Source organism: Halopseudomonas aestusnigri (assembly GCF_002197985.1).
Classification (GTDB): Bacteria; Pseudomonadota; Gammaproteobacteria; order Pseudomonadales; family Pseudomonadaceae; genus Halopseudomonas; species Halopseudomonas aestusnigri.
The window spans coordinates 200,877-225,654 of the sequence record NZ_NBYK01000005.1 but is presented as its reverse complement, the minus strand read 5'-3'; the positions used below and the strand labels follow the sequence as shown (position 1 = coordinate 225,654).

At 61.2% G+C, this 24,778-nt stretch carries 16 protein-coding genes; 10 read left to right on the top strand and 6 right to left on the bottom strand.

Annotation, left to right across the window (positions count from 1 at the left end; translation table 11 throughout):
• Positions 1-374: 374 nt before the first annotated feature.
• From B7O88_RS10125 to B7O88_RS10105, 5 genes are all read left to right on the top strand, one after another.
• Positions 375-4,250, top strand: a complete 3,876-nt coding sequence (locus tag B7O88_RS10125) for a bifunctional diguanylate cyclase/phosphodiesterase (protein ID WP_140418576.1) — start codon at positions 375-377, stop codon at positions 4,248-4,250.
• Positions 4,251-4,355: 105 nt separating this feature from the next.
• Positions 4,356-5,609 (top strand): serine hydroxymethyltransferase, encoded by a 1,254-nt coding sequence (glyA, locus tag B7O88_RS10120; RefSeq protein WP_088275724.1) that lies wholly within the window; start codon positions 4,356-4,358, stop codon positions 5,607-5,609.
• 131 nt (positions 5,610-5,740) lie between these two features.
• Positions 5,741-6,499, top strand: a complete 759-nt coding sequence (locus B7O88_RS10115) for a substrate-binding periplasmic protein (RefSeq protein WP_160003167.1) — start codon at positions 5,741-5,743, stop codon at positions 6,497-6,499.
• A gap of 118 nt (positions 6,500-6,617) precedes the next feature.
• Positions 6,618-7,949, top strand: a complete 1,332-nt coding sequence (locus B7O88_RS10110; protein ID WP_088275722.1) for a YjgN family protein — start codon at positions 6,618-6,620, stop codon at positions 7,947-7,949.
• The gene (locus B7O88_RS10105; RefSeq protein ID WP_160003168.1) at positions 7,927-8,988 is read left to right on the top strand and encodes a M48 family metallopeptidase; all 1,062 of its coding nucleotides are present in this window, start codon (positions 7,927-7,929) and stop codon (positions 8,986-8,988) included. Before B7O88_RS10110 ends, B7O88_RS10105 begins: the two co-directional genes overlap by 23 nt.
• Here B7O88_RS10105 and mqo read toward each other — a convergent pair.
• Complete coding sequence (gene mqo / locus B7O88_RS10100) at positions 8,985-10,466, bottom strand: malate dehydrogenase (quinone) (RefSeq protein ID WP_088275719.1); 1,482 nt, start codon at positions 10,464-10,466, stop codon at positions 8,985-8,987. The genes B7O88_RS10105 and mqo overlap by 4 nt on opposite strands.
• Positions 10,467-10,939: 473 nt before the next feature.
• On the opposite strand from mqo, the gene thiO reads away from it, so the two are divergent.
• Positions 10,940-12,034: a glycine oxidase ThiO gene (gene thiO / locus B7O88_RS10095; protein ID WP_088275718.1), complete on the top strand. Its 1,095-nt coding sequence runs from the start codon at positions 10,940-10,942 to the stop codon at positions 12,032-12,034.
• A 15-nt stretch (positions 12,035-12,049) separates the two neighbouring features.
• On the opposite strand, the gene B7O88_RS10090 is transcribed toward thiO, so the two are convergent.
• The 3 genes from B7O88_RS10090 to B7O88_RS10080 are packed head-to-tail and all read right to left on the bottom strand — an operon-like array spanning position 12,050 to position 15,244.
• Complete coding sequence (locus B7O88_RS10090) at positions 12,050-13,393, bottom strand: sigma-54-dependent transcriptional regulator (RefSeq protein ID WP_088275717.1); 1,344 nt, start codon at positions 13,391-13,393, stop codon at positions 12,050-12,052.
• A 38-nt stretch (positions 13,394-13,431) separates the two neighbouring features.
• Positions 13,432-15,024: an ATP-binding protein gene (locus B7O88_RS10085; RefSeq protein WP_088275716.1), complete on the bottom strand. Its 1,593-nt coding sequence runs from the start codon at positions 15,022-15,024 to the stop codon at positions 13,432-13,434.
• Positions 15,005-15,244 carry a PP0621 family protein gene (locus B7O88_RS10080; RefSeq protein WP_200818442.1) on the bottom strand — a complete coding sequence of 80 codons (240 nt, stop codon included), beginning with the start codon at positions 15,242-15,244 and terminating at the stop codon, positions 15,005-15,007. Before B7O88_RS10080 ends, B7O88_RS10085 begins: the two co-directional genes overlap by 20 nt.
• Before the next feature lie 128 nt (positions 15,245-15,372).
• On the opposite strand from B7O88_RS10080, the gene B7O88_RS10075 reads away from it, so the two are divergent.
• A complete protein-coding gene (locus B7O88_RS10075) occupies positions 15,373-17,004 on the top strand; it encodes an NAD+ synthase (RefSeq protein WP_088275715.1) in 1,632 nt (543 codons plus the stop codon).
• Positions 17,005-17,176: 172 nt separating this feature from the next.
• On the opposite strand, the gene B7O88_RS10070 is transcribed toward B7O88_RS10075, so the two are convergent.
• A complete protein-coding gene (locus B7O88_RS10070; protein ID WP_088275713.1) occupies positions 17,177-18,169 on the bottom strand; it encodes an outer membrane protein assembly factor BamD in 993 nt (330 codons plus the stop codon).
• 178 nt (positions 18,170-18,347) lie between these two features.
• Here B7O88_RS10070 and rluD point away from each other — a divergent pair, with 178 nt between their 5' ends.
• From rluD to clpB, 3 genes are all read left to right on the top strand, one after another.
• Complete coding sequence (gene rluD, locus B7O88_RS10065; protein WP_088275712.1) at positions 18,348-19,307, top strand: 23S rRNA pseudouridine(1911/1915/1917) synthase RluD; 960 nt, start codon at positions 18,348-18,350, stop codon at positions 19,305-19,307.
• On the top strand, positions 19,304-20,035 hold the full coding sequence (gene pgeF, locus B7O88_RS10060) for a peptidoglycan editing factor PgeF (protein WP_088275711.1): 732 nt from the start codon (positions 19,304-19,306) through the stop codon (positions 20,033-20,035). The genes rluD and pgeF overlap by 4 nt, the downstream gene beginning before the upstream one ends.
• Positions 20,036-20,164: 129 nt before the next feature.
• On the top strand, positions 20,165-22,732 hold the full coding sequence (clpB, locus tag B7O88_RS10055) for an ATP-dependent chaperone ClpB (RefSeq protein WP_088275710.1): 2,568 nt from the start codon (positions 20,165-20,167) through the stop codon (positions 22,730-22,732).
• A 408-nt stretch (positions 22,733-23,140) separates the two neighbouring features.
• On the opposite strand, the gene aceF is transcribed toward clpB, so the two are convergent.
• The gene (gene aceF, locus B7O88_RS10050) at positions 23,141-24,778 is read right to left on the bottom strand and encodes a dihydrolipoyllysine-residue acetyltransferase (RefSeq protein ID WP_088275709.1); all 1,638 of its coding nucleotides are present in this window, start codon (positions 24,776-24,778) and stop codon (positions 23,141-23,143) included.

Sequence of the window (24,778 nt, the reverse complement as noted above, 5' to 3'; positions counted from 1 at the left end):
CCCTGGGATTAATTTGTAAAGTTTGAAGGGCGAAAAAATGCGAAAATCAGCTTTTCTTTACAGATTCTGTGTTGTTTAGCTAAAAAATTTGTTGAAATTATTATTTAACAGGCGATTTGATCATGATTTGAGGGGTTTTAAGTACGATTTTCGTTCTTTACAAAACCCCAATGGCTCTCTTAACCGAATTGAGCCATGTTGGCAGAACCTGTTGAATGGGAGTGTACGGAAAGGTCTTCGCCAGGGCGGCGAAATGTGGTGGCAAGGCTAGCCCAACTGGCCTGCAAGGGCAAACCGTTTGCAGCGGATCCGATGCCCGCAGCCGGTGGTGTCAGCCCCTTTTTTTCGGACCGCGAACCGACAAGTGATATGCCTTGAATAAAAATAAGAAAACGTGGTCAGCCGAGCCGCGCGCTCAGGCTCAAAGTCGGGTTGGCACCCAGCCCGCAGCCAACCGTCTGGGTATCGCGATGTTTGCGGTCGCCAGTGGCCTCCTTATGGCGCTGCTTGGCTGGCAGTCCTACGTCGACTTTAAAGTGCTCAAGCGTCAGCACCAGACGATGGTGGAAGAGGCGGTCTGGCTGACCGCCGACCAGATGGAGCTCAACCTCGCTAAAACCTCGCACGCCCTGATCGCGCTGCTCGATAGCCTCGACGGCAAGCCGCTCGGGGATGTTGCTGTGGCGGCGCAGGTGTTGCTGCCCGGGGTGTACGGTGTGCAGCGCATTGACACCGATGCCGGCCCGGAAGACAGCCGTGAGCCCTGGGCGCAGAGTGTACGTCAGCTGCAGATAGGCGGCGAACCCTTCGCGTTGGTATCGGATGCGGCGCACAACCTGCTGTTCTGGACGCTGAACAGCAGGCAGGATAATCGTTACTGGGTATTGCGGCTGGACGAGCGCGTGCTCTCGTCGCTGGTGTCGGCGCGCAGCGGGCAGGGCTATCGCTGGCTGCTAGAAGATACCGGTCAGGGGCAGGTACTGGCCAGACAGCAGCAGGACCGGCTGGCGTTTCTCGGTGGCACGTCCATGACGGCTGAAGAGCGCGCGCGTGTTGTGGTCAGTGCCCCGGTGCCAGGCACACTCTGGCAGGTCCGCGGACTGGTCGAGCCGCATTATTACGCTCAGCAGCTGGCGCCGCTGTTGCTGGGCAAGGCGTTGCTGTTCAGCGGTTGCCTGTTGGTTCTGGTGGCGGCGCTCTGGTTCATGGGGCGCCAGGCTCATGCCAATCGACGCATGCAGGCTGACCAGGATCGCTCCATCCGCAGTCTGCTGGACACCGAACGACGCTATCGCGATATTTTTCAGGGCGTTGACATGGCTTTGTGCCTGGTCGACCTGGTGGATATCAAACAGGCGCTGTTGCGTGAAGGTATCTTCAACGCCGAGCAGCTCGATCGCTGGTTGCTGGAAAACCCCGAGCGGCACGGGGAGCTGCTGGAACGTATTCACTTTCTTGAAGCCAACCAGGTTGCGCTGGCGCTGCTGGGGCTACCCAATGTGGCTGCGATCGAGCGGTTGTTCCGGGGGGAACGCCACCTGCGCCCGGGCGGAGGGCGCTACCGGCTGTTACTGGCATTGATCAACGGTGACGAGCGTTTCGAGGTAGAGACGCCGCTGCGTCTGCCCGACGGCAGCACCTTGTATGTATGGGTGGTGATGCGTCTGCCGGAGAGTGCCGAAGCGCTGCATGCCGTTCCCATGAGCGTCACCGATCTGAGTCAGCGTCGAGCCACGGAGCTGGCCCTGCGCCAAAGCCGCGAGTTCTGGGCCGAGGTTGTGCGTTCCGTGCCTGACCTGATTTATATCCGCGATACCAAGTGGATGGGCGCCGGCGATTTTCTGTTCAGTAATCGGACATTGGCCGAGATGCTGGGCTACAGCGCTGAGGAAGAGGCGTCGATGGGAGCCGATTACCGTAATCGGCTGCTGCACCCTGATGATCTTGAATACATGCAGATCAACCGTCGCCTGCAGCTGGCATTGGGTGACGAGCAGATACTTGAATGGCGGGTGCGCTGGCGCCACCGTGACGCTGGCTGGCGCTGGTTCAGTATCCGTTCGAAGGTGTTCAAGCGCGGCCCTGACGGGAGGGTGGTGCAGATCATCGGGTTTGTCCGCGATATTCACGAACAGACGCTGGCCAGTGAGCAGGTTCAGCGCTCCGAGGCGCGCTATCGGCAGCTGACCGAGAGCATCAGTGACATTGTATGGTCGACCAACAGCGATTTTCGCACCGACTACATCAGCCCGTCGGTCAAGCGGTTGCTCGGGTACAGCCCGAAATTCATGCTCAGCAAATCCTACGTCGAGAGCCTTGCGGACCAGCGCTTTGTCGAGTTCCTGGAGCAGATTCGCGCCGAGCTGCGGGATCAGGTGCACGTACCCGAGCGCGCCGCCGCATTGCGCGAGCAGGGGTATCAGCGTCAGATCACGTTTGACGGTATCAAGGCGGACGGCCGCAAGTGTCCGCTTGAAGTACGTATTACCCTGATGTGGTCAGCCCAGGGGCGGTTCCTCGGTCTGCTGGGGCTGGCGCGGGATGTGAGCGAACAGCGTCGTACCGAAAACCGCTTGCGGATGGCTGCCACGGTATTCGAGAACACCACCGGCGGTATCGTGGTCACCGACCCTGCGGGCTATATCGTTCAGGTCAACGAAAACTTCTCCCGTATTACCGGATTCGATGCCGACGAGGTGATCGACCAGTTGCCGGCGATTCTGACCTCCCAGGCGCATGAACCGGCGTTTTACCGGGCGATCGTTGACGCAGTTCACCAGCAGGGGCACTGGGAGGGAGAAGTCTGGCTGCGTCGTCGTTCCGGCGAGGTCTATCCCAGCTGGGCCGGAATAACCGCGGTGCATGATAACGACGGTGATCTGGTCAGTTATGTCTGCTTTTTTGTTGATATCAGCGAGCGCAAGGCATCGGAGGAGCGGATCCAAAGCCTGGCCTACTACGACGTGCTGACCGGGCTGGCCAATCGAACGCTGTTCCAGGATCGTCTCAAGGCGGCCTTGCAATTGGCTGCCCGCAGGGACGAATGGGTTGCGGTGCTGTTTCTGGATCTTGACCGCTTCAAGCCGATCAACGACAGTCTCGGCCACGCCGCTGGTGACCATGTCCTCAAGGAGGTGGCGCAGCGACTTTGTGCCTGCGTTCGCGAGAGCGACACCGTGGCCCGGATGGGTGGCGATGAGTTCACCATGCTGTTGTCGGGTCTGGCGGATCGTGATGTGGCGCTGTCGACGGCGATGCATGTGGCGGAGAAGGTGCTTCATGCGCTGGCGGGTGCAGTGGTGCTGCAGGGGCGTGACTTCTTTGTGTCTGCCAGTATCGGTATCGCACTGTACCCGCAGGACGGAGCGGAAAGCAGTGTGTTGCTGAAAAACGCTGACACTGCCATGTATCACGCCAAGGGAGCAGGCAAGGCAACGTTCCAGTTCTATCAGAGCGGCATGAATGCCAAGGCGCTGGAGCGGTTGGCGCTGGAAAATGACCTGCGCCGTGCGGTGCAGGACCAGGCGTTCGAGTTGGACTATCAGCCGCAGTTCAGTTGTCACAGCGGACAGCTGACCGGTGCCGAGGCTTTGCTGCGCTGGCGCCATCCCGAGCGTGGTGTGGTGTCGCCTGCAGAGTTCATCCCTATTGCCGAGGAGTTGGGGCTGATCCGTACGCTTGGTGAATGGGTGCTCAATGAAGCCTGTCGCCAGGTTGCCGACTGGCGGGACCGGGGCCTGCATCTGCCGCGTCTGGCCGTCAACCTGTCGGCCATGCAGTTTGATGACGGTGCGCTGTCCGTTCAGATCGCCAGCGTGCTGGAGCACTACAATCTGGCGCCTGAGGCGCTGGAGCTGGAGCTGACCGAGAGTATCCTGCTGCGCAACATCGATGAAACCATGCGTACGCTTGAGGAGTTCAAGCAGCGTGGCATGCAGATCGCCATTGATGACTTCGGTACCGGGTACTCGGCGCTCAATTACCTGCGCGACTTTCCGATTGATACGCTGAAGATTGACCGGGGCTTCATACAGACAATGCACCCCGGCAGCCGTGACGCCCTGCTGGTCCAGGCGATTGTTGCCATGGGCCGCAGTCTGCAGCTGCGGGTCATCGCCGAAGGGATTGAGACCGAGGAGCAGTATCAACTGGTCAGCAGCTTCGGTTGTGACGAGGTGCAGGGCTACCATCTGGGGCGGCCTGTGGCGGCGCAGGAGTTCGAGCGGCGCTGGCTGCAGTCGGGAGCATGAATGCTTTTTGTCGGTGCCTGAACGCTTTTCAAGTGCCAGCCGGTGACGCTTGCGCTAAAATGCGGCTTCTTTTTTCATCAGAACGACCTAGCAGGGGGCCGTTACATGTTTAGCCGTTCCAACGATATTGCCACATTCGATGCCGATCTCTGGGCTGCCATGGAGCAGGAAGCGGTACGTCAGGAAGAGCACATCGAGCTGATTGCCTCGGAGAACTACACCAGTCCGGCGGTCATGCAGGCGCAGGGGTCCGTCCTGACCAACAAGTACGCCGAAGGCTACCCGGGCAAGCGCTACTACGGTGGCTGCGAGTATGTCGATGTCGTTGAGCAGCTGGCCATTGACCGTGCCAAGGAGCTGTTCGGTGCGGATTACGCCAACGTTCAGCCGCACGCCGGTTCCCAGGCCAACGCGGCGGTTTACCTGGCGCTGCTGCAGGCTGGTGACACCATCCTCGGCATGAGCCTGGCGCACGGCGGTCACCTGACCCACGGTGCTTCGGTCTCCTCCTCCGGCAAGCTCTACAATGCCGTTCAGTACGGCATCAATGACCAGGGTCTGATCGACTACGACGAAGTCGAGCGTCTGGCCGTTGAGCACAAGCCGAAGATGATCGTGGCCGGTTTCAGCGCCTATTCCCAGGTGCTGGATTTTGCCCGCTTCCGTGCGATCGCTGACAAGGTCGGGGCTTACCTGTTTGTTGACATGGCCCACGTTGCCGGTCTGGTTGCTGCAGGCGTCTACCCGAACCCGGTTCCGTTCGCGGATGTGGTCACCACCACTACCCACAAGACCCTGCGTGGTCCGCGTGGTGGTCTGATTCTGGCCCGTGCCAACGAAGAAATCGAAAAGAAACTGAACTCCGCGGTATTCCCGGGTGCGCAGGGTGGTCCGTTGGAGCACGTTATTGCGGCCAAGGCGATTTGCTTCAAGGAAGCGCTGCAGCCTGAATTCAAGGCTTACCAGCAGCAGGTCGTAAAGAATGCCCAGGCGATGGCCAAGGTGTTCATTGAGCGCGGCTTCGACGTCGTATCCGGTGGTACTCAAAACCATCTGTTCCTGTTGTCGCTGATCAAGCAGGACATTACCGGTAAGGACGCAGATGCCGCATTGGGCCGCGCGTACATCACCGTCAACAAGAACAGCGTGCCGAACGATCCGCGTTCGCCGTTCGTAACCTCCGGCCTGCGCATCGGTACGCCGGCGGTCACTACCCGCGGCTTCGTTGAGGCTGATTGCGAAGCGCTGGCTGGCTGGATCTGCGACATTCTCGACAACATGGGTGATGAGTCCGTGATTGATCGGGTTCGCGAGCAGGTCAAGGCCGTATGTGCCCGCTTGCCGGTTTATGGCGCCTGAGTTCGAGCAGTGACATGAAAACCCGCGCCAATCGGCGCGGGTTTTTTTTTGTCTGCAGATCATGGCATTCTGATGCCTGACTCAACTGGCAGTTGGTGTCCGGCAAGATGACTCGGGCAGCAGAGGATGGCGTGAAAAAAATTATAAGAATGCTGGCGGCGTATTGCTGTTTCGGGTTGCTGGCGCTGTCTGCGCAAGGCGGGTATGCGGCTCCGTTGGAGCGGCCGCTGAAGGTGGTACTGCTACCCTATCCGGGCTATTCCGACTACGACCAGCACGGCCGGGTGGTAGGCCCTACCGCTGATGTGCTGGAGCAGCTGTTCAAGCGGGCCGGATACGCCTACCAGATTAATCTGCTGCCCATTGCAAGGGTCCGCCGGGGGCTGGTGTCGGGCGAGGTTGATGTCTGGCTTGGGGTCAATAATCAGGTCGGTCTTGAGGCCTATGTCGTGCAGAGCGAGTCCAGCTTCGGAGCATTGCCGATTCATCTTTACTACCGCGCCGACGAGCCGGTGCCGCACTGGCCTGACAGTCTGCAGGGCAAGGCGCTTATCCTGATTACCAACTACAACTACAGTTTGCCGATCTTGCGGGTGTTGCAGGACCCGCGCTGGCAAATCGATCAGCGTTCCAGCAGCTCTCATGTGGGTGCCATACGGATGTTATTGCGTGGTCGGGGAGATTATTTGCTCGATTACCGGGGGCAGGCGGTATCGGCCATGGCCGAACTGGGTATGCAGCCGCTTCCCCATATCCTTGTGGATGAGCCCCCCATGCGGCTGTTTGTGTCGCGCAGCAGGCCGGATGCCATGGCGGTTGTCCGTGAACTGGACCGGGCGTTTGAATCGCTGGTTGCAGAAGGCGTTGTGATGGATGTGACCCGGCGCTAGGTTGACAGCTTGCCACTTGCGCAGGTTGTCGGTAGTTGTTTGAATGGCGTCGGCACCCGGCAACGTCGGGCAGATGCCGGCAGTAAGTTAGGGAATTTTCAGACAGGGAAGGGCCGATATGCACGAATTGTTCAAGGTTGTGTTCAGGGGCCGGCTGACCGGCGAGGTCGAAACGCCCGAACTGGAGCAGAACCTTCTGCGCCTGGGGTTCGGCAGGCAGCAAGTCGACATGCTGCTGGCGGGGCGCACGGTAACCATCAAGTCCGGCCTGACGGCATCTCTGGCCGAGCGCTACCGCCAGCGTTTGCACGACGCTGGGCTGATCACCGAAATCGTTGCCGAGGAGGGCGCCGGATCGCCAGTTGTGCCCAATGGAGCCGCATCGAGTGCGTCCCCGGGTGCGGATGCACGCCGCGAGCCGGTGATTGGTGACACGCCACTGCCACCGCCAGTGGCGCCGGCATCGCCGGCAAAACGGCTGTCGCAGCTGCAATTTACCGGCAGCGGTGGTGAGTACTTCGGTGTCTGGATCGTCAATATCCTCCTGCTGATAGTGACGCTCGGCTTCTACGCGCCCTGGGCGAAGGTTCGCAACCTGCAGTATTTTTACGGTCACACTGTATTGGAGGGGAGCAGCTTTCAGTATCTGGCTGACCCCTGGGTGATTTTTCGCGGGCGTCTGGTCGCGCTGGTTGCGGTAATCCTTTGGACGGTGGCCTCGAATTTCTTCCCCATCGTGGCCGTTGGCTTGCTATTGCTGTTTCTGCCGCTTATTCCCTGGATTATCACCCGATCACTCAAGTTCCATGCGATTAACAGCGCCTACCGCAATATCCGATTCGACTTTGCCGGCTCCTACTGGCAAGCCGTGCAGGTGATCTACCTGTGGCCGCTGGTGGGTATTCTGAGCCTGGGCCTGCTGTTGCCGTTGTCGGCCCAGCGCTGGTATCGCTTCCTGGTGGACAATACCCGGTTTGGCAGCAGCCCGTTCCAGTTGTCGTTGACGGTGGGTGAAACCTATCTGTTCTTCCTGCGCATGGTTCTGGTGTTTATTGGTTTCGCCCTGCTCGGTGGGCTGGCTTCGATGGCTCACTCCGCGCTGGGCATTATTGGGGTTGTGCTGGCGTACCTTGCGCTGTTCGGTTACATGATGGCCGGTGTGACCAATCTGGTGACCAATGCGACCCGACTCGGTGAGCACGGATTCGTTTCTACGCTGGGCAAGCGCCGCATGGTCTGGATCTTTGTTACCAACTCTTTGCTGATTGCCCTGACCATGGGGTTTTACACTGCCTGGGCCAAGGTGCGTATGGCGCGCTACCGGGCCAGCTGCACGCAGATGGACATTGCCGGCGATCTGAATGGCTTTGTTGCAGGTGAAGCCCAACGCGCAGGTGCCGTTGGTATGGAGTTGGGGGACGCCTTCGATGTCGGTTTCTCCTTCGGTTAATGCCGGGGTCAGCGGGCACTTTTTCGATGGCGAGTCGAGCGGCGCCTGCGCCGCGATTGCCCGTCTGCAGGGGAACCAGCTGCGGCTGGAACTGGACGATGGCCGGGTGGAGCACTTCGCTGCCGCGCAGGTCAGGCTCGGCATGCAGGTGGGCAGCGCCAAAAGCTATCTGCACCTGGGCGAGCGCGCTGCGCTGGAGTCGGCCGATGTGGCCGGACTGCAGGCTATCGCTGAGGGATTGAAGGCGGCTGATGGCGGTACAGTCTGGCTGCGACGGCTGGAACTGAATATTCCGCTGGTTCTGGTGTCCCTGGTGGTCGTGCTGGCCATGCTGGTGGGCGGCGTCGTATGGGGTGTGCCCTGGTTATCCAGGGAGCTGGCGTACCAGCTGCCGGTGGCGCTGGAGCAGCGAGCCGGCCAGGAGGGGCTGGATGCCATGGATAGACTCTGGACATCGCCCAGCACGCTGAGCGAGGAGCGGCAGCAGGCGCTATTGCAGGTAATGCAACCTGCGCTTCTGGCCCTGCAGCAGCGTCATCCGGATCATCGCTTGAAAGTGCACTTTCGCGCCAGCGAGGCGCTGGGCGCCAATGCCTTTGCGCTGCCGGGCGGCAATCTGGTATTCACCGACGATATGATCGAGCTGGCGCAGCATGACGAGGAATTGATCGCGGTGCTGGCGCATGAGGCTGGGCACGCGGTGCACCGGCACAGCATGCGTAACCTGGTGCAGGGCTCGTTGCTGGTCTTTGTCATGGTGTCGCTGACTGGCGATGTGTCGGCCGCCTCGGATCTGGTCACCGGGGTGCCTGCGCTGTTGGCGACGCTCAGCTATCAGAGGGGCATGGAAGAGGAAGCCGACGAGTTTGCCTTGGCGTTTCTGCAGGATCAGCAGATATCGCCACAGCGCTTTGCCGATATCATGTTGCGTCTGGATCCGCCCTCCGGGGAGGAGGGCGAACTGGATGAGCTGAGCGGCTTTCTCTCAACCCATCCATCTACGCCAGAGCGTATCGAGCGCTTTCAAACCGGATACTAGACCAGCTTGAGTGTGCTCAGGGTACGCTGACGGACCTGCTTGAGCAGGTCTGCATCCTTGACCAGGGACTGGCCATAGGATGGCACCAGGGTTTTCATGCGCGCCTGCCACTCTGGGCTGGCGATACGGTTCTTGAAGCAGCGCTCGATGACATCGATCATCGCCTGGACGGCAGTCGATGCTCCAGGGGAGGCGCCCAGCAGCGCTGCCAGGGAGCCGTCCTTGGCAGCGACGATCTCGGTACCGAACTCGAGCTTGCCGTGGCCTTTGGCGTCCTTCTTGATGATCTGCACGCGCATGCCTGCGTTTTGCAGTTTCCAGTTCTTCTCCTGTGCGTCAGGGAAGAAGTTGCGCAGTGAGGCAACGCGATCCTTGTGCGACTGGAAAGACTCCGCGATCAGATACTTGGTCAGGTCCATGTTGTCCAGGCCAACCGCCATCATGGGCGCCACGTTGTACGGCTTGACCGAGGAGAACAGGTCGAAAATCGAACCTTTCTTCAGGAACTTGGTGGTGAAGCCGGCGAACGGGCCGAACAGCAGGGCAGGTTGGCCGTTGATGATACGGGTGTCCAGATGGGGGACCGACATCGGCGGGGCGCCGACCGGAGCCTTGCCGTAGACCTTGGAGCTGTGGCGCTTGACCACGTCCTGATCCTGGCAGACCAGCCATTGGCCGCTGACCGGGAAGCCGCCGTAGCCCTGGCTTTCGTCGATATTCGACTTTTGCAGCAGCGGCAGTGAACCGCCACCGGCACCGAGGAATACGAAATTGGCGTTGAATTCGATGTCCTTGCCAGACTTTTCATCTTCGACAACCACGCGCCAGTAACCGCGCTTGCTCTTGCGCAGGCTCTTTACCGAGTGGCTCAGACGCAGTTCGAATCCGTCCTGTTGCTCAAGGTGCGCAATCATCCGGCGAGTCAGCGATCCGAAATCGACATCCGAACCATGATCAACGCGGGTGGCGGCAATCGGCTGGCTGGTGTCGCGGCTGGACATGATCAGCGGCATCCATTCGCGCAGCTGCTCGGGAGAGTCGCTGTACTGCATCTCGGCGAACAGGTGATGCTGGCTCAGCAGTTCATGGCGCTTGCGCAGGAAGGCAACGTCTTTTTCACCCCAGACAAAACTCTGGTGGGCGGTGGCGTTGATGAAGTCCGAGGGGTTCTGAATGATGCCCTGTTCTACCAGGTAGCTCCAGAATTGCAGGGTTACTTCGAAGGATGCATTGATGGCCAGGGCGCGTTCGATTGCGACATTGCCATTCTGGTCTTCGGGAGTGTAGTTCAGCTCACAGTAGCCGGCGTGGCCGGTGCCGGCATTGTTCCAGCCGTCGGTGCTTTCGTGAGCCACATGGTCCAGACGCTCGACCAGGGTAATGGTCATGGCGGGATCCAACTGTTTGAGCAACATTCCCAGCGTAGCGCTCATGACACCACCACCGACCAGCAATACATCTACGTTCGTTGCTGTCATTTACATGTCGCCTCTTTGGTAAAAATCAAGGAGCCTCTTGAGCTCTCCAGTGATCATACTGGCCAATGTCGGGGCGGCTAGCAAACGGGCTTGATCCCGACGGTCGCTTTTGGCTGTGTCGAGAGCGCGGCAAGCAGTGTGTGCTGTCTGCTCCGAACGCCCCGGTACGTGGGTATCAGTGGTTGGCTGATGGAAAGCGGCGGCGCTTCGTGTGGAATTGCCTGCCGGGGCTCAATGGTCTGACGGTGATCGGCCATTGGAGTAGTTCAGAGAAGGCGTATCATACCGGTTTCTGTCAGGCGGGGACAGGCACATGATTCGGCTTATGCCGCCTTTATAACGGCTTTTTTGGCCGACTTTGGTCTAAAACAGGTCGATTCTGCGTTAGTCTTCCCGGCGCCGCGATGGCGGTGTTCGCGGTAGACGATCAATAGCGGTAGCTGAGTGCGGCAAGGCGGGTCAGGGGGAAGTGAATGCGTGAGGTAGTGCTGGTCGGTGGCGGAGTAATGGGGTGCCTGAGTGCGCTCGAGTTGTTGCAGGCGGGATGTCGTGTGACGCTGCTGGAGCGCGGCGAGTTGGGACGTGAAGCGTCCTGGGCAGGCGGCGGTATCGTGTCGCCGCTGTACCCCTGGCGCTACTGCGATGCGGTCAGTGCGTTGGCCGAGTGGTCGCAGGGATACTACCCGCAGCTGGCAACCTCGCTGCTGGAGCAGACCGAGCGGGATCCGCAAGTGCACACCTGCGGCCTGTTGTGGCTTGATCACGATGAACAGGGTCAGGCGCTGGACTGGGCGGTGGCCCACGGCAAGCCGCTGCGTGCAGTGGATGCCGACTTCGTCTACCGGCAGGTGCCGCAGCTCGCCCCGGGATTTGCTGGTGCGCTCTGGCAGGCTGATCTGGCGAACGTTCGTAATCCGCGCCTGATGCAGGCGCTTCGTGCCCGTTTGCTGCAGTTTGACGCCTTCACCCTGCGCGAGCACTGCGCGGTGGAATCGTTGCTGCGTGATGGCGACGCGGTGGTTGGAGTGCAGTGCCCGGTTGGGCGGATTGAGGCGGACGCTGTTGTGCTGTGCGCCGGCGCCTGGAGCGGCGACTGGTTGCAGCAGGCGGGGCTCACGCTGCCGGTTGAGCCGGTCAAGGGCCAGATGCTGCTGTACAGGATGGCGCCGGGCTGGCTGCCGTCGATTGTCATGGCCAGGGGGCGCTATGCGATTCCCCGTCGTGACGGTCATATTCTGATCGGCAGCACGCTGGAGTATGAAGGTTACGACAAGCGCACCACTGACGAGGCGCTCGCATCGCTGCGGGCCAGTGCGCAGGCGTTGCTGCCTGATCTGGCGCAGCAGTCGCCCGTTGCCCAATGGGCGGGCTTGCGCCCGGGATCGCCGGATGGTGTGCCCTATATCGGACCGGTGTCTTCGCTGCCTGGCTTGTGGCTGAACACCGGGCATTTCCGCAATGGGCTGGTACTGGCCCCGGCATCCTGTCGGCTGCTCGCCGATTTGCTGTTGCAGCGCAGCCCGGAGATTGATCCGACACCCTATCTGCCGGATACGCGCCTGAACTGACGGGCCGCTGATGGCTCAGTCGTCCAGGCCCAGCTTCTTCAGGCGGTAGCGCAGGGAGCGAAAGGTGAGACCCAGGCGCTTGGCGGCGGCGGTCTTGTTCCAGCGGGTCTCTTCCAGCGCCTGGGTGATCGCCTGGCGCTCGATGTTGTCCAGATAATCCTCCAGATGGTCGATCTGACTGAAATCGGGAGTGTCATCCTGGGCAGCACTCGGGCAGGCGCTGAGCCACAGGTCATTGGCGTCGATCTGCTGGCCTTCGCACAGGGTGAAGGCCCGTTCCAGCGCATTTTCCAGCTCGCGTACGTTGCCCGGGAAGCGGTAATTGAGCAGCCGCTCCATGCCTGCCTCGGTGACCGCGGGCGCGGGACGTTTGGCGCGCTCGGCCAGGCGGCCGAGGATGCTGCGGACCAGCAGCGGCAGGTCCTCGCGGCGCGCCCGCAGCGGCGGCACCTGCAGTTCGATAACGTTGATGCGGTAGAACAGGTCCTGGCGGAAGCGCCCCTGGGCTACCTCGTTGGCGAGATCCTTGTGGGTGGCGCACAGCAGACGTACGTCAACCGCTTCCTCGTGCTGGCTGCCGACTGCGCGAACCGCCTTCTCCTGGATTGCCCGCAGCAGCTTGACCTGCATGGCCATCGGCAGGTCGGCGACTTCGTCGAGAAACAGAGTACCGTGATTGGCGGCCTGGAACAGGCCCGGCTTGTCGGCAACTGCACCGGAAAAGCTGCCTTTGCGGTGGCCGAAAAATTCGCTTTCCATCAACTCGGACGGTATGGCGCCGCAGTTGACCGGTACAAAGGGCTGTTCGGCTCTGGGGCTGAGTGCGTGAATGCGACGGGCGACCAGTTCCTTGCCGCTGCCGGACTCGCCGCTGATATACAGTGGCGCCTGACTGCGCGCCAGTTTGCTGATCTGGTTGCGCAGTCGCTCGATTGGTGGCGAGATGCCGAGGATCGGGTCCTGTGCCTGCGGCCCGGGTTCGGTCTGCGAATCTCGCAGGCGCAGTGCGGTCGAGACCAGCTCGCGCAGGCGGGCGAGGTCGACCGGTTTGGTCAGAAAGTCAAATGCGCCGGCCTTAAGTGCGCTGATCGCCGTATCCAGACTGCCATAGGCGGTGATCATCGCCACCGGGGTGCTGGTAAAGTGCTGCTGGATATGGCGTACGATGCTCAGGCCATCGCCGTCAGGCAGTCGCATATCCGTCAGGCACAGATCAAAGTGGTGAGACTGCAGCAGGTTCAAGGCTTCGCTCATGGTTTTGGCGCTGCGGGTTTGCAGCGACATGCGCCCGAGGGTCAGCTCCAGCAATTCGAGAATGTCCGGCTCGTCGTCGATGATCAGCACGGTGGGTTGCATCATGGCTTGCTGCTTGACTCCTGTCAGTTGATTACCGGGCATCATACCAGTCGTTTCGGGTGCGCGAAGGTGATGCGCATGCAGCAGCCGTGGGGCTGCACCCGGTCGCACTCGAGTCGTGCCTGGTTGCTTTCGCACAGTTCGCGGGAGATATACAGGCCCAGGCCGGTACCGGTGGCTTCGGTGGTATAGAAGGGCTCGAAAATGTGACCCAGGTGTTCTTCGGAGATCCCCGGGCCATGATCAATGACCTCCAGCACCGGCAGTTCGGTGTCCGGTCGTACATACAGCTTGAGCAGGATGGCGCGGGCTTGCCCCGCTTCGCCACTGTAACGCAGTGCGTTATTGCACAGGTTGTTGAGAACCTGGGTCATCTGGTTGGGGTCGATTCGGGTCAGAATCCCCTCTTTCTCGATGTCGCACTCAAGCGCATCGGTTGGCGGATGGGCGCTGCGAAAATCGGCGGCGAAGTGGGATACCCACAGCGCCAGATCGACCAGTTGCGGCTCGCTGGGGCGGCGGCGGGAGAGTTCGAGCACGGTTTCAATCACCCGGTTCATGCGCTGGGAGTGCTGCTGGATGATCTCTGTCAACCGCTGGTCCTGAACTGACAACTGTTCGGACTCGGCCAGCAGTTGCGCCGCGTGGCTGATTGCCCCCAGCGGATTGCGGATCTCATGTGCAATGCTGGCGGTCAGGCGGCCCAGCGAGGCCAGTTTCAGTTGCTGTGCCTGCTGGGCGACCTGGGTGTTGTCGTCCAGGAACACCAGAATGTTGTCGCCGGTCTGGCTGCCGAGGTGTTTGAAGTTGGCCATCAGCTCGGTACTGCCATTGAAACTGTGGAATGAGCGTGCCCGAACCGAGGGGTTGCGCTGCCACTGACGCAGTCGCTGCTCCAGCTCTGGCGCGATCTTATCCAGCCGCTCCCCCTGGGGCACGTCGCGGTTGAGCATCTGCGAACAGGCCTCGTTGCTGGTCAGAATTCGATTGTCGGCGCTGACCACCATAATCCCGGTGCGCATGCGCTGGATGATCAACTGATTGAGTTGTTCCAGGCTGGCCAGACTGGCGGCCTGCTCGCGGGCCAGAATTTCCGACAGGTACAGCCGGCGGGTGACGCGCTGGACGAACAGGGCGACGGCAAAATAGATCGCGCCCAGCACGCCGGCCTGCAGGTAGTTCTGGCCTATGTAGGGATGGGTCAGGCTGAGGAAAAACGTCAGATAGATCAGAACCAGGCTGGACATTGCCGGCAGCAGCAGTCCGATACGGCCATGCAGCAGCACGTTGCCGATTGCGACCGGAATGATCAGCAGGTTGCCGAAGCCGCTGCCTATGCCTCCAGCGGCGTAGAAGATGATGCCGAGCAGGGTGATATCCAGCACTGCCAGCACGAACAGGTGAATATCCCGTCGGCCCTTGTGCAGTGACAGCGCGATCAGCACGTTGATGAACAGGTAGATCCAGCTGGCCTGAGCGTAGACCTCGGGATTACTCAGGGACAGCACGCCCTCACGCAGCGACGAGCTGGTCAGCAGGGTCAGGCCGAAGCCGAGAATGACCCGATACAGATTGTACAGTCGCAGGATGCGAGGGCGCTGGGAGTCGATCCGCTCAGCGGTTGTCGTGTTCATCTCGGTGTTCCGCGCAGCAGTACCATTGGTCGCCGGCGCGCAACGCGCGTGACTCGGGCAGGTGCACCTGACACTGCGCACAGCGGACCATCACCGGTGCATCGGTTTGCGGCCGCTGTGAGGCGGGGTTTTCCGTGTTGCGCTGCTGCTGCATCGCGCGCCAGAAACGCAGGGCTGCCCATACCAGCGCGGCCAGAATTATCAGTTTGATCAGTCCCATGGTGTCGCTGTGTTCCGTGCGGGGTGTTCCAGTGTATCCCAAGGCCACAGCCTGCCAAAACCATCTTGCGATTGCGGGGCACAGGCGCTTGCCGGACAATAGGCGCATCTTGACTCAGGAGAAACAACATGACGGCAACCTTGCGCATCGTGATGGCCCAGCTGAACATGCGGGTGGGCGACATCCCGGGCAATCTGGAGCGAATTATCGAGTCGTCCAGACATGCCCGTGACGAGCTGGGTGCCCGGGTCATCGTATTCCCGGAATTGTCGCTGTGCGGCTACCCGCCCGAGGATCTGCTGCTGCGCTCCAGCATGCAGGCGCGCATCAGTCGGGCGCTGGATCAGTTGTGCGAGCAGGTTCAGGGCATTTATGTCGTAGTCGGTTATCCCTGGCAGCAGGATGACCTGTGCTACAACATGGCGGCGGTCATTGCCGATGGCCGCATCCTGGCGTCATACGCAAAGCAGCACCTGCCGAACTATCGGGTATTCGACGAGAAGCGTTATTTTGCCGAGGGTTCCGATCCGTGCTGCCTCGAGATTGACGGCCTGCCTGTGGCGATCACGGTCTGCGAAGATATCTGGCATCCCCAGCCGATGGCGCAGGCCCGTGACGCCGGAGCCCGGTTGATGCTCAACCTCAACGCCTCGCCCTTTCACATGGACAAGCAGCGTGAACGCGAAGCCATGCTGGCCGAGCGTGCCGCCGAAGGGTCAATGCCGATCATCTATGTTAACCAGGTCGGCGGCCAGGACGAGCTGGTGTTTGATGGCGGCTCCGTAGCGATGGACAGCGATGGTCAGATCGCCTGCCGGGTTTCCCCCTTCTGCGAAGGGCTGTATCCGGTTGATGTGCAGTTCGACGATAGCCAGGTGCGGTTGCGTCAGGGCGCGCTGGCGGCCATGCCGGAGCTGGAGGCCAGTGTTTATCAGGCGCTGGTTACCGGGGTGCGTGATTACGTCAACAAGAATGGCTTCAAGGGTGTGGTCCTTGGGCTGTCCGGTGGTATCGACTCGGCCCTCACGCTGGCGGTTGCCGTCGACGCGCTCGGCGCCGAGCGGGTAGAGGCGGTAATGATGCCGTATCACTACACCTCCGGCATGAGTCTGGAAGATGCCGAGGCGCAGGCACATGCCATGCACGTAACCTACCGCGTGCTGCCGATTGCCCCGATGGTCGAGGCGTTCATGCAGACGCTGGAGCCGGTGTTTGCAGGGCTGCCGCGCGACTCCACGGAAGAAAACCTGCAGGCTCGCTGTCGCGGCACGTTGCTGATGGCACTGTCGAACAAGACCGGTTCGCTGGTACTGACCACCGGCAACAAGAGTGAGATGGCGGTGGGTTATGCCACGCTGTATGGCGATATGGCAGGTGGCTTTGATGTACTCAAGGACGTGCCCAAGACGCTGGTGTTCCGCCTCGCCGAATACCGCAATACGCTGGGCCCGGTTATCCCGCAACGGGTAATCGATCGTCCGCCGTCTGCCGAACTGGCACCTGATCAGAAGGATGAAGACTCGCTGCCGCCGTATCCGGTGCTGGACGAGATTCTGCGTCTGTATATTGAGCACGACCTGTCTGCCAGTGCCATCATCGCTGCCGGCTTCGATGAGGATCAGGTCAAGCGCGTGGTGCGACTGGTCGATCTCAACGAATACAAACGCCGCCAGGCGGCTGTCGGGGCGCGTATCACCCAGCGTGGCTTCGGCCGTGATCGCCGTTATCCGATTACGTCAGGGTGGGCGATGGAGGACTAGCCAGCCGGCCTTTGGCCGGCAGCCTCAAGCCGCAAGCTTTAAGCTACAAGCTACAAGCTAAACACTAAACCGCGCTGCTTTTACTTGCAGCTTGAGGCTTGTAGCTTGCCGCTGCCCCACAAAAAAGCCCGCCATGGCGAATGCCGTGGCGGGCTTTTTAGTCGGGCAATGCTCAGTCGAGCAGACCGAAGGTGATGCGGTTCCAGAAGCTGCGGCGAGGTTCGCCGTTCTGGCTGACGCGAATTTCGCGCGGCAGTGAGGCAGCGGCGTCCTGGTACTGGCGCTCCATTTCGCGCTCCATTTGCGTTTTCGCCATGCGCGGCGGCGGGGCGGTAACAGCGTCGATCAGGCCAACGGAAGCGGATTCCAGCCAGTCCATTTCGGCCACGGCCGGCTCGACGTGATGCTTGAACTCGCCATCGACCAATGCCGGGTGTTCCGGATAGTTGAGCTTCAGTGTCTCCAGTGCGCTGTCTGCCAGATCCTGCATGGCCAGGCGGTTATAGCCGGCGACCATCAGTGCCAGGCCGTCACCCACTGAAGGGGTCTGCTGGAAGTTCTCGACCACGTAACGACCGCGGTTGGCCGCGGCCAGATAGGCGCCGCGCTTGAGATAGTAGTGGCCGACATGTACGTCGTAGGCTGCCAGCAGGTTACGCAGGTAAACCATGCGCGCGCGGGCGTCCGGTGCGTACTGACTGTTCGGGAAGCGGTTGATCAGCTGGGCGAAATCGTTGAACGAGTCGCGGGCGGCACCCGGGTCACGACGGGTCATGTCCAGCGGCAGGAAGCGTTCGATAATACCCTGGTCGCGGGTAAAGGAAGCCAGGCCACGAATGTAATAGGCGTAGTCGACGTTCTGGTGGGTGGGGTGCAGGCGGATGAAACGGTCGGCTGACGCGGTCGCGGCTTCCGGCTCATAGTTCTGGTAGTAGGCGTAGATCAGTTCAAGCTGAGCCTGCTCGGCATAGCGGCCGAAGGGGTAGCGGGCCTCAAGGGCGCGCAGGGTTTCAACAGCGGAACCGTAATTTTCTGCGTCCAGATCGGTCTGGGCCTTGCGATACAGCTCCGACTCGCTGAGCGACTCGTCAATCACCGGTGCGTTGGAAGAGCACGCTGCCAGCAGTGCCAGTACTCCGACCAGCAGCAGATGTTTCATCGACATATCATGACACCCGAATGGTTGGCGTGCGCTGTTTCCAGTGCGGCCGTCCTGTTATAGTTTGGGCCTTTGCAGCCTTGTCCGGACTTCCCGGACCAGCCGTATTTAACCACAGCGTCCGGTCGATTCCAAAAGGGATTGCGGCCGGTTCCGGCGCACAACGCCTTCCAGTGAGTTCCCCATGTCAGATCGTATTCGTTTGTCCGCACAGGTCAGCCCGGAATCGGGTGGTCAACGCCTGGACCAGGTGGCCGCGCAATTGTTCCCCGACTATTCCCGTTCCCGCCTGCAGGGCTGGATCAAGGACGGCAGTCTGCTGGTCGATGGTGAGGTCAAGCGCACCCGTGACATTGTGCTGGGTGGTGAGCGGCTGGAGCTGGATGCCGAGCGCGAGATTCAGGGCGAGTGGCAGGCCGAAGCCATCGATCTGGACATCATTTATGAAGACGACGCGCTGCTGGTGATCAACAAGCCTGCCGGCCTTGTCGTGCATCCGGCTGCCGGCCATCAGGACGGCACCCTGCTCAATGCCCTGCTGCACCACGCGCCTGAACTGGCCAAGGTGCCGCGTGCCGGCATCGTCCACCGGCTCGACAAGGACACCACCGGTTTGATGGTGGTGGCCAAGACCATCGAGGCGCAGACCGACCTGGTCGCCCAGCTGCAGGCACGCACTGTCAGCCGTGAATATGAATGTGTCGTGATTGGCGTGATGACGGCGGGCGGCAAGGTCGACCAGCCGATTGCCCGTCACGGTACCCAGCGTCAGAAGATGGCCGTTGTTGCCGGTGGCAAGACGGCGATCAGCCATTATCGGGTGATCAATCGTTTTCGCGCGCACACCCACGTCAAGGTCAAGCTGGAAACCGGGCGCACGCACCAGATTCGCGTGCACATGAGCTACATCCATTTTCCGCTAGTCGGCGATCCGGTCTATGGCGGCCGTCTGCGTATTCCGCCGGGGGCCAGCCCTGAGCTGATCAAGGAACTGCGCGAGTTTCCGCGTCAGGCGCTGCACGCACGCCGTCTTGAGCTGGAGCATCCGACCGACGGTCGCCACATGAGCTGGCAGGTGCCGCTGCCGGAAGACATGCAGCATCTGCTGGCGCTGCTGCGTGAGGACGGTGAGATCGGCGAATGAGCACCCTCTGGCTGACCGCCGACTGGCCCGCACCGGCCAATATACGCACCTGTATCACCACGCGTCAGGGTGGTTGCAGCCAGAGCGTATGGAAGGGATTCAACCTGGGTGACCATGTGGGCGATGACCCCGCCCATGTCGCTGCCAACCGCGCCGAGCTGGGGCGGGTGCTGGGGTGTCAGCCCGCCTGGTTGACCCAGGTGCATGGCACTGAGGTGTGCAAGGCCGACCCGACGCAGGTGCTTGAGGCGGACGCCAGTTGGACTGATCAGCCGGGCATCGCCTGTACCATCATGACCGCCGACTGTCTGCCGGCGTTGTTCTGTACCCGTGACGGGCAGCGCGTTGCGGCTGCGCACGCGGGTTGGCGCGGCCTGCTCGACGGGGTGCTGGAACAGACGGTCGCGACACTTGGCGGCTCGCCTGCTGACGTGCTGGTCTGGCTCGGTCCGGCCATTGGTCCGGCGGCGTTCGAAGTGGGTGCCGAAGTGCGTGAAGCCTTTATCGCTGCCGATCCACAAGCAGTAAGTGCCTTTGTGCCGTCCGAACGCGAAGGGCACTGGTTGGCGGATATCTATCAACTGGCGCGCCAGCGCCTCGCAGCGTCAGGTGTTACGTCGGTTTATGGTGGTGGCGAATGCACGTTTTCCGATGCCGAACGCTTCTACTCCTACCGTCGTGATGGGCAGACGGGGCGGCTTGCGTCCCTGATTTGGCTTACTGAGTGACAAAAAATTGACCCCAATCATCATGGGGTCACTTGAAAGCGTAATAATCGACCTCATAACTGTGTCATCGCAGATGAATACGCCCGCTACGAACTGTTCGGCCGGGCTCAGACTAGAGGACTTTTATTCATGCGCATTGACCGTATGACCAGCAAGCTTCAGGTCGCCCTGTCCGACGCACAATCCATGGCCGTCGGCCGCGACCATTCCCAGATCGACCCGCTGCACCTAGTGCTGGCGCTGATTGAGCAGCAGCACGGCTCGATCAAGCCGCTGCTAATGCAGGTCGGCTTTGATATCGCCGCCCTGCGCGCAGCGCTGAACGAGGCCATCGACAAACTGGCGACCGTCAGCAATCCAACTGGTGACGTCAGCCTGTCTACCGAGCTGGCACGTCTGCTCAACCAGGCTGACCGGCTGGCACAGAAGCAGGGCGACCAATTCATCTCCAGCGAACTGGTGCTTCTGGCGGCGATGGACGACCACACGACCGCCGGCAAGATTCTGCTGGGGCAGGGCGTCTCGAAGAAGGCGCTGGAAAACGCCATCAACAACCTGCGCGGCGGCGAGTCGGTCAACGACCCGAATGCCGAAGAGTCACGCCAGGCGCTGGACAAGTACACCGTCGACCTGACCAAGCGCGCCGAAGAGGGCAAGCTGGACCCGGTGATCGGCCGTGACGACGAAATTCGCCGTACCGTCCAGGTGCTGCAGCGTCGTACCAAGAACAACCCTGTGCTGATCGGCGAGCCCGGCGTGGGCAAGACCGCCATTGTTGAGGGCCTGGCCCAGCGTATCGTCAACGGTGAAGTGCCGGATGGCCTGAAAGACAAGCGCCTGCTGTCACTTGATATGGGGGCGCTGATCGCCGGTGCCAAGTTCCGTGGCGAGTTTGAAGAGCGCCTGAAGGCGGTGCTGAACGAACTGTCCAAGCAGGAAGGCCGCGTCATTCTGTTTATCGACGAGCTGCACACCATGGTCGGCGCCGGCAAGGCCGAAGGCTCCATGGATGCGGGCAACATGCTCAAGCCGGCGCTGGCGCGCGGCGAGCTGCATTGCGTTGGCGCAACCACGCTGGACGAGTACCGTCAGTATATTGAAAAGGATGCCGCGCTGGAGCGCCGCTTCCAGAAAGTGCTGGTCGATGAGCCCTCTGAAGAGGACACCATCGCGATTCTGCGTGGTCTGAAAGAGCGCTACGAAGTGCACCACAAGATCACCATCACCGATGGCGCGATCATTGCCGCAGCCAAGCTGTCGCACCGCTACATCACCGACCGTCAGTTGCCGGACAAGGCCATCGACCTGATCGATGAAGCGGCCAGCCGCATTCGCATGGAAATTGATTCCAAGCCCGAAGCGCTGGACCGTCTGGAGCGTCGCCTGATTCAGCTCAAGGTGGAGCGTGAGGCGCTGAAGAAGGAAGACGACGACGCCGCCCTCAAGCGACTGGAGAAATTGAAGGACGATATCGCCAAGCTCGAGCGTGAATACGCCGATCTGGAAGAAATCTGGAAGGCGGAAAAGGCAGACGTACAGGGCTCGGCGCAGATTCAGGAAAAGATCGAGCAGGCCAAGGCCGAGCTGGATCAGGCCCGTCGCAAGGGCGATCTGAACCGCATGGCCGAGCTGCAGTACGGCGTGATCCCGGATCTGGAGCGCAGCCAGCAGATGGCCGAGCAGCACACCAAGCCGGAAAACCAGCTGCTGCGCAACAAGGTCACCGACGAGGAAATCGCCGAGGTCGTCTCCAAGTGGACCGGGATTCCGGTGGCCAAGATGCTCGAAGGCGAGCGTGACAAGCTGCTGCGTATGGAAGATGCCCTGCACAAGCGGGTTATCGGTCAGAACGAAGCGGTGGTGGCGGTTTCCAACGCGGTGCGCCGTTCGCGGGCCGGTCTGGCCGACCCGAACCGCCCGAGTGGCTCGTTCATGTTCCTTGGTCCGACCGGTGTCGGTAAAACCGAGCTGTGCAAGGCGCTGGCCGAGTTTTTGTTCGATACCGAAGACGCCATGGTGCGGATCGACATGTCCGAGTTCATGGAGAAGCATTCGGTGGCTCGTCTGATCGGCGCGCCTCCGGGCTATGTCGGCTATGAAGAAGGCGGTTATCTGACCGAGGCGGTACGTCGCAAGCCGTACTCGGTGATCCTGATGGATGAGGTCGAGAAGGCGCATCCGGATGTGTTCAACGTGCTGCTGCAGGTGCTGGAAGACGGCCGTCTGACCGACAGCCAAGGCCGCACCGTCGATTTCCGCAACACCGTGGTGGTGATGACCTCCAACCTGGGGTCTGCGCAGATTCAGGAACTGGTGGGTGATCGCGAAGCGCAGCATGCGGCGGTGATGGACGCCCTGACGCAACACTTCCGGCCGGAGTTTATCAACCGGGTTGACGAGGTGGTTGTGTTTGAGCCGCTCGGCAAGGATCAGATCGCCGGTATCGCTGATATCCAGCTCAGCCGTTTGCGTCAGCGTCTGGCCGAACGCGAACTGGATCTGCAGCTCAGCGATGAGGCTCTGGAGAAACTGATCTCGGTTGGCTATGACCCGGTGTATGGCGCGCGGCCGCTCAAGCGCGCGATCCAGCGCTGGATCGAAAACCCGCTGGCTCAGCGTATCCTGGCTGGCGACTTTGCCCCGGGCGTGACTATTCACGCCAAGGTCGAAGGCGACGAGTTTGTGTTTACGGCCTGATTGATGTTGTATTGATGAGAAACCCCGCACGGGAGACCGTGCGGGGTTTTTTGTTGGTTTTCGGGTGTCGGTAGGTTGGGGTGGCAGCACGGCCACAGCATGCTGTGGCCCTACAAGTTGGGGGCCAGATTGCACGGTCTATGGGTCCCCGTTTACGCGGGCGAGTAGCGCAGGGCTGGCGGGAAATAGGACGGCAGCATGTCTGAGGCTCGCAGAGCCGAGTTCTGCCGGCCCCCGCCAGACCGAGCAACGCAGCGAACCCGAAGGGCCGCGTAGTCGGGGTGGCCTAGGGGGTGCAGGGGGAAATGGCCAAGCATTTCCCCCTGGTCGCCGTCAGGGCGAAAAGCGACGTCGCAGAGGCAAAAAAGCCCCGAGAAATCCCGAGGCTTTTTTAGTGCTAGCGAACGCTTACAGCAACATCGTCCGAATATCCCCCAGCAATTCACCCAGACGCCTGGTGAACTGCGCGGCCGCTGCGCCGTTGATGGCGCGGTGGTCGTAGGAGAGGGACAGTGGCAGCATCAACTGCGGCTGGAAGCTGGTGCCATCCCAGACCGGCTGCATGGTCGCCTTGGAGACCCCAAGAATCGCCACTTCCGGGCTGTTGACGATCGGCGTGAAGTAGGTGCCGCCGATGTGGCCCAGGCTGGAGATGGTGAAGCAGGCGCCCTGCATGGCGTCGGCTCCGAGCTTCTTGTTGCGCGCCTTGTCGGCGAGCTCGGCCGCTTCGGCTGCCAGCTGCAGCAGACTCTTCTTGTCGACATCACGGATCACCGGCACCAAAAGGCCGTCCGGGGTGTCGACGGCGAAGCCGATGTGCACGTACTGCTTCTGAATCAGCTGCTTGCCATTGGTCGCCAGCGAGACATTGAAGTTCGGCTGCTCACGCAGCAGATGGGCACAGGCCTTGAGCAGGAACGGCAGCACGGTCAGCTTGACGCCGGCCTTGTCGGCAGCCGCTTTCTGCTCCTTGCGGAAGGCTTCCAGCGCGCTGATGTCGGCCAGGTCGAACTGGGTGACATGCGGCACGTTGAGCCAGCTGCGGTGCAGGTTGCTGGCGCCGACCTGCTGCAGGCGGGTCATGTCGACGGTTTCGATCTCGCCAAACCGGGAGAAGTCGACCTCCGGCACCGGCGGGATGCCGCTGCCGCCAGCTGCGCCAGCAGGTGCAGCCTTGCGCTGCTGCATGACCGCCTGCACGTGCTTCTGCACATCTTCCTTGAGGATGCGCTCGCGCGGGCCGGTCGGCTTGACCTCGGTCAGATCAATACCGAACTCGCGGGCCAGCATGCGTACGGCCGGGCCGGCATGGACCTTGGCGCCTTCGCGGCTGGGGCCACCGACGGGCGGCGGGCTGGCCGGCTCTTCGCTGGCCTTGCTGCTGTTTGCAGCGGGCGCCTCGCTTTTGGCTTCTGCGCTCGGAGCGGCCTGCGGCTGAGCATCCTGCTTGGCCGAGCTGTCGCCGCCCTTGACCTGCATGTGCATGATCACGTCGCCGGTCTTGACGTCCTGCTCCAGCTTGATGTCGATCGACTCGATCACGCCGGAGAAGGGCGCGGGCAGCTCCATGCTGGCCTTGTCCGACTCCAGTACCAGCAGCGACTGGTCGGCGTCGACCTGATCGCCCTTGCTGACCAGAATTTCGATCACGCGTGCACTGTCGGTACCCAGGTCCGGGACCTTGACGGCTTCGCTGCGGCTGCTGGCGCTGGCGGCAGGCTTGCTGTCTTCGGCTTTCGGCTCGGGCTTCTGCTCAGCCTTGGACGCGGTTTCGGCAGGTTTGTCATTGCTGTCAGCCTGCTTTGGTTGTGCGTCGCCCTCGACTTCCAGTTCGATCAGCGGGTCGCCCTCTTTCAGGCTGTCGCCCAGCTTGAATTTGATCGACGTGACCTTGCCTGCCTTGGGCGAGGGGATTTCCATGCTGGCCTTGTCGGACTCGACAACAGCCAGCGATTGTTCAGCTTCGACCTGATCGCCTTCCTTGATCAGAATTTCAATGACCTCGCCTTCACCGCCGAGGTCGGGCACCTTGATGAGTTCACTCAT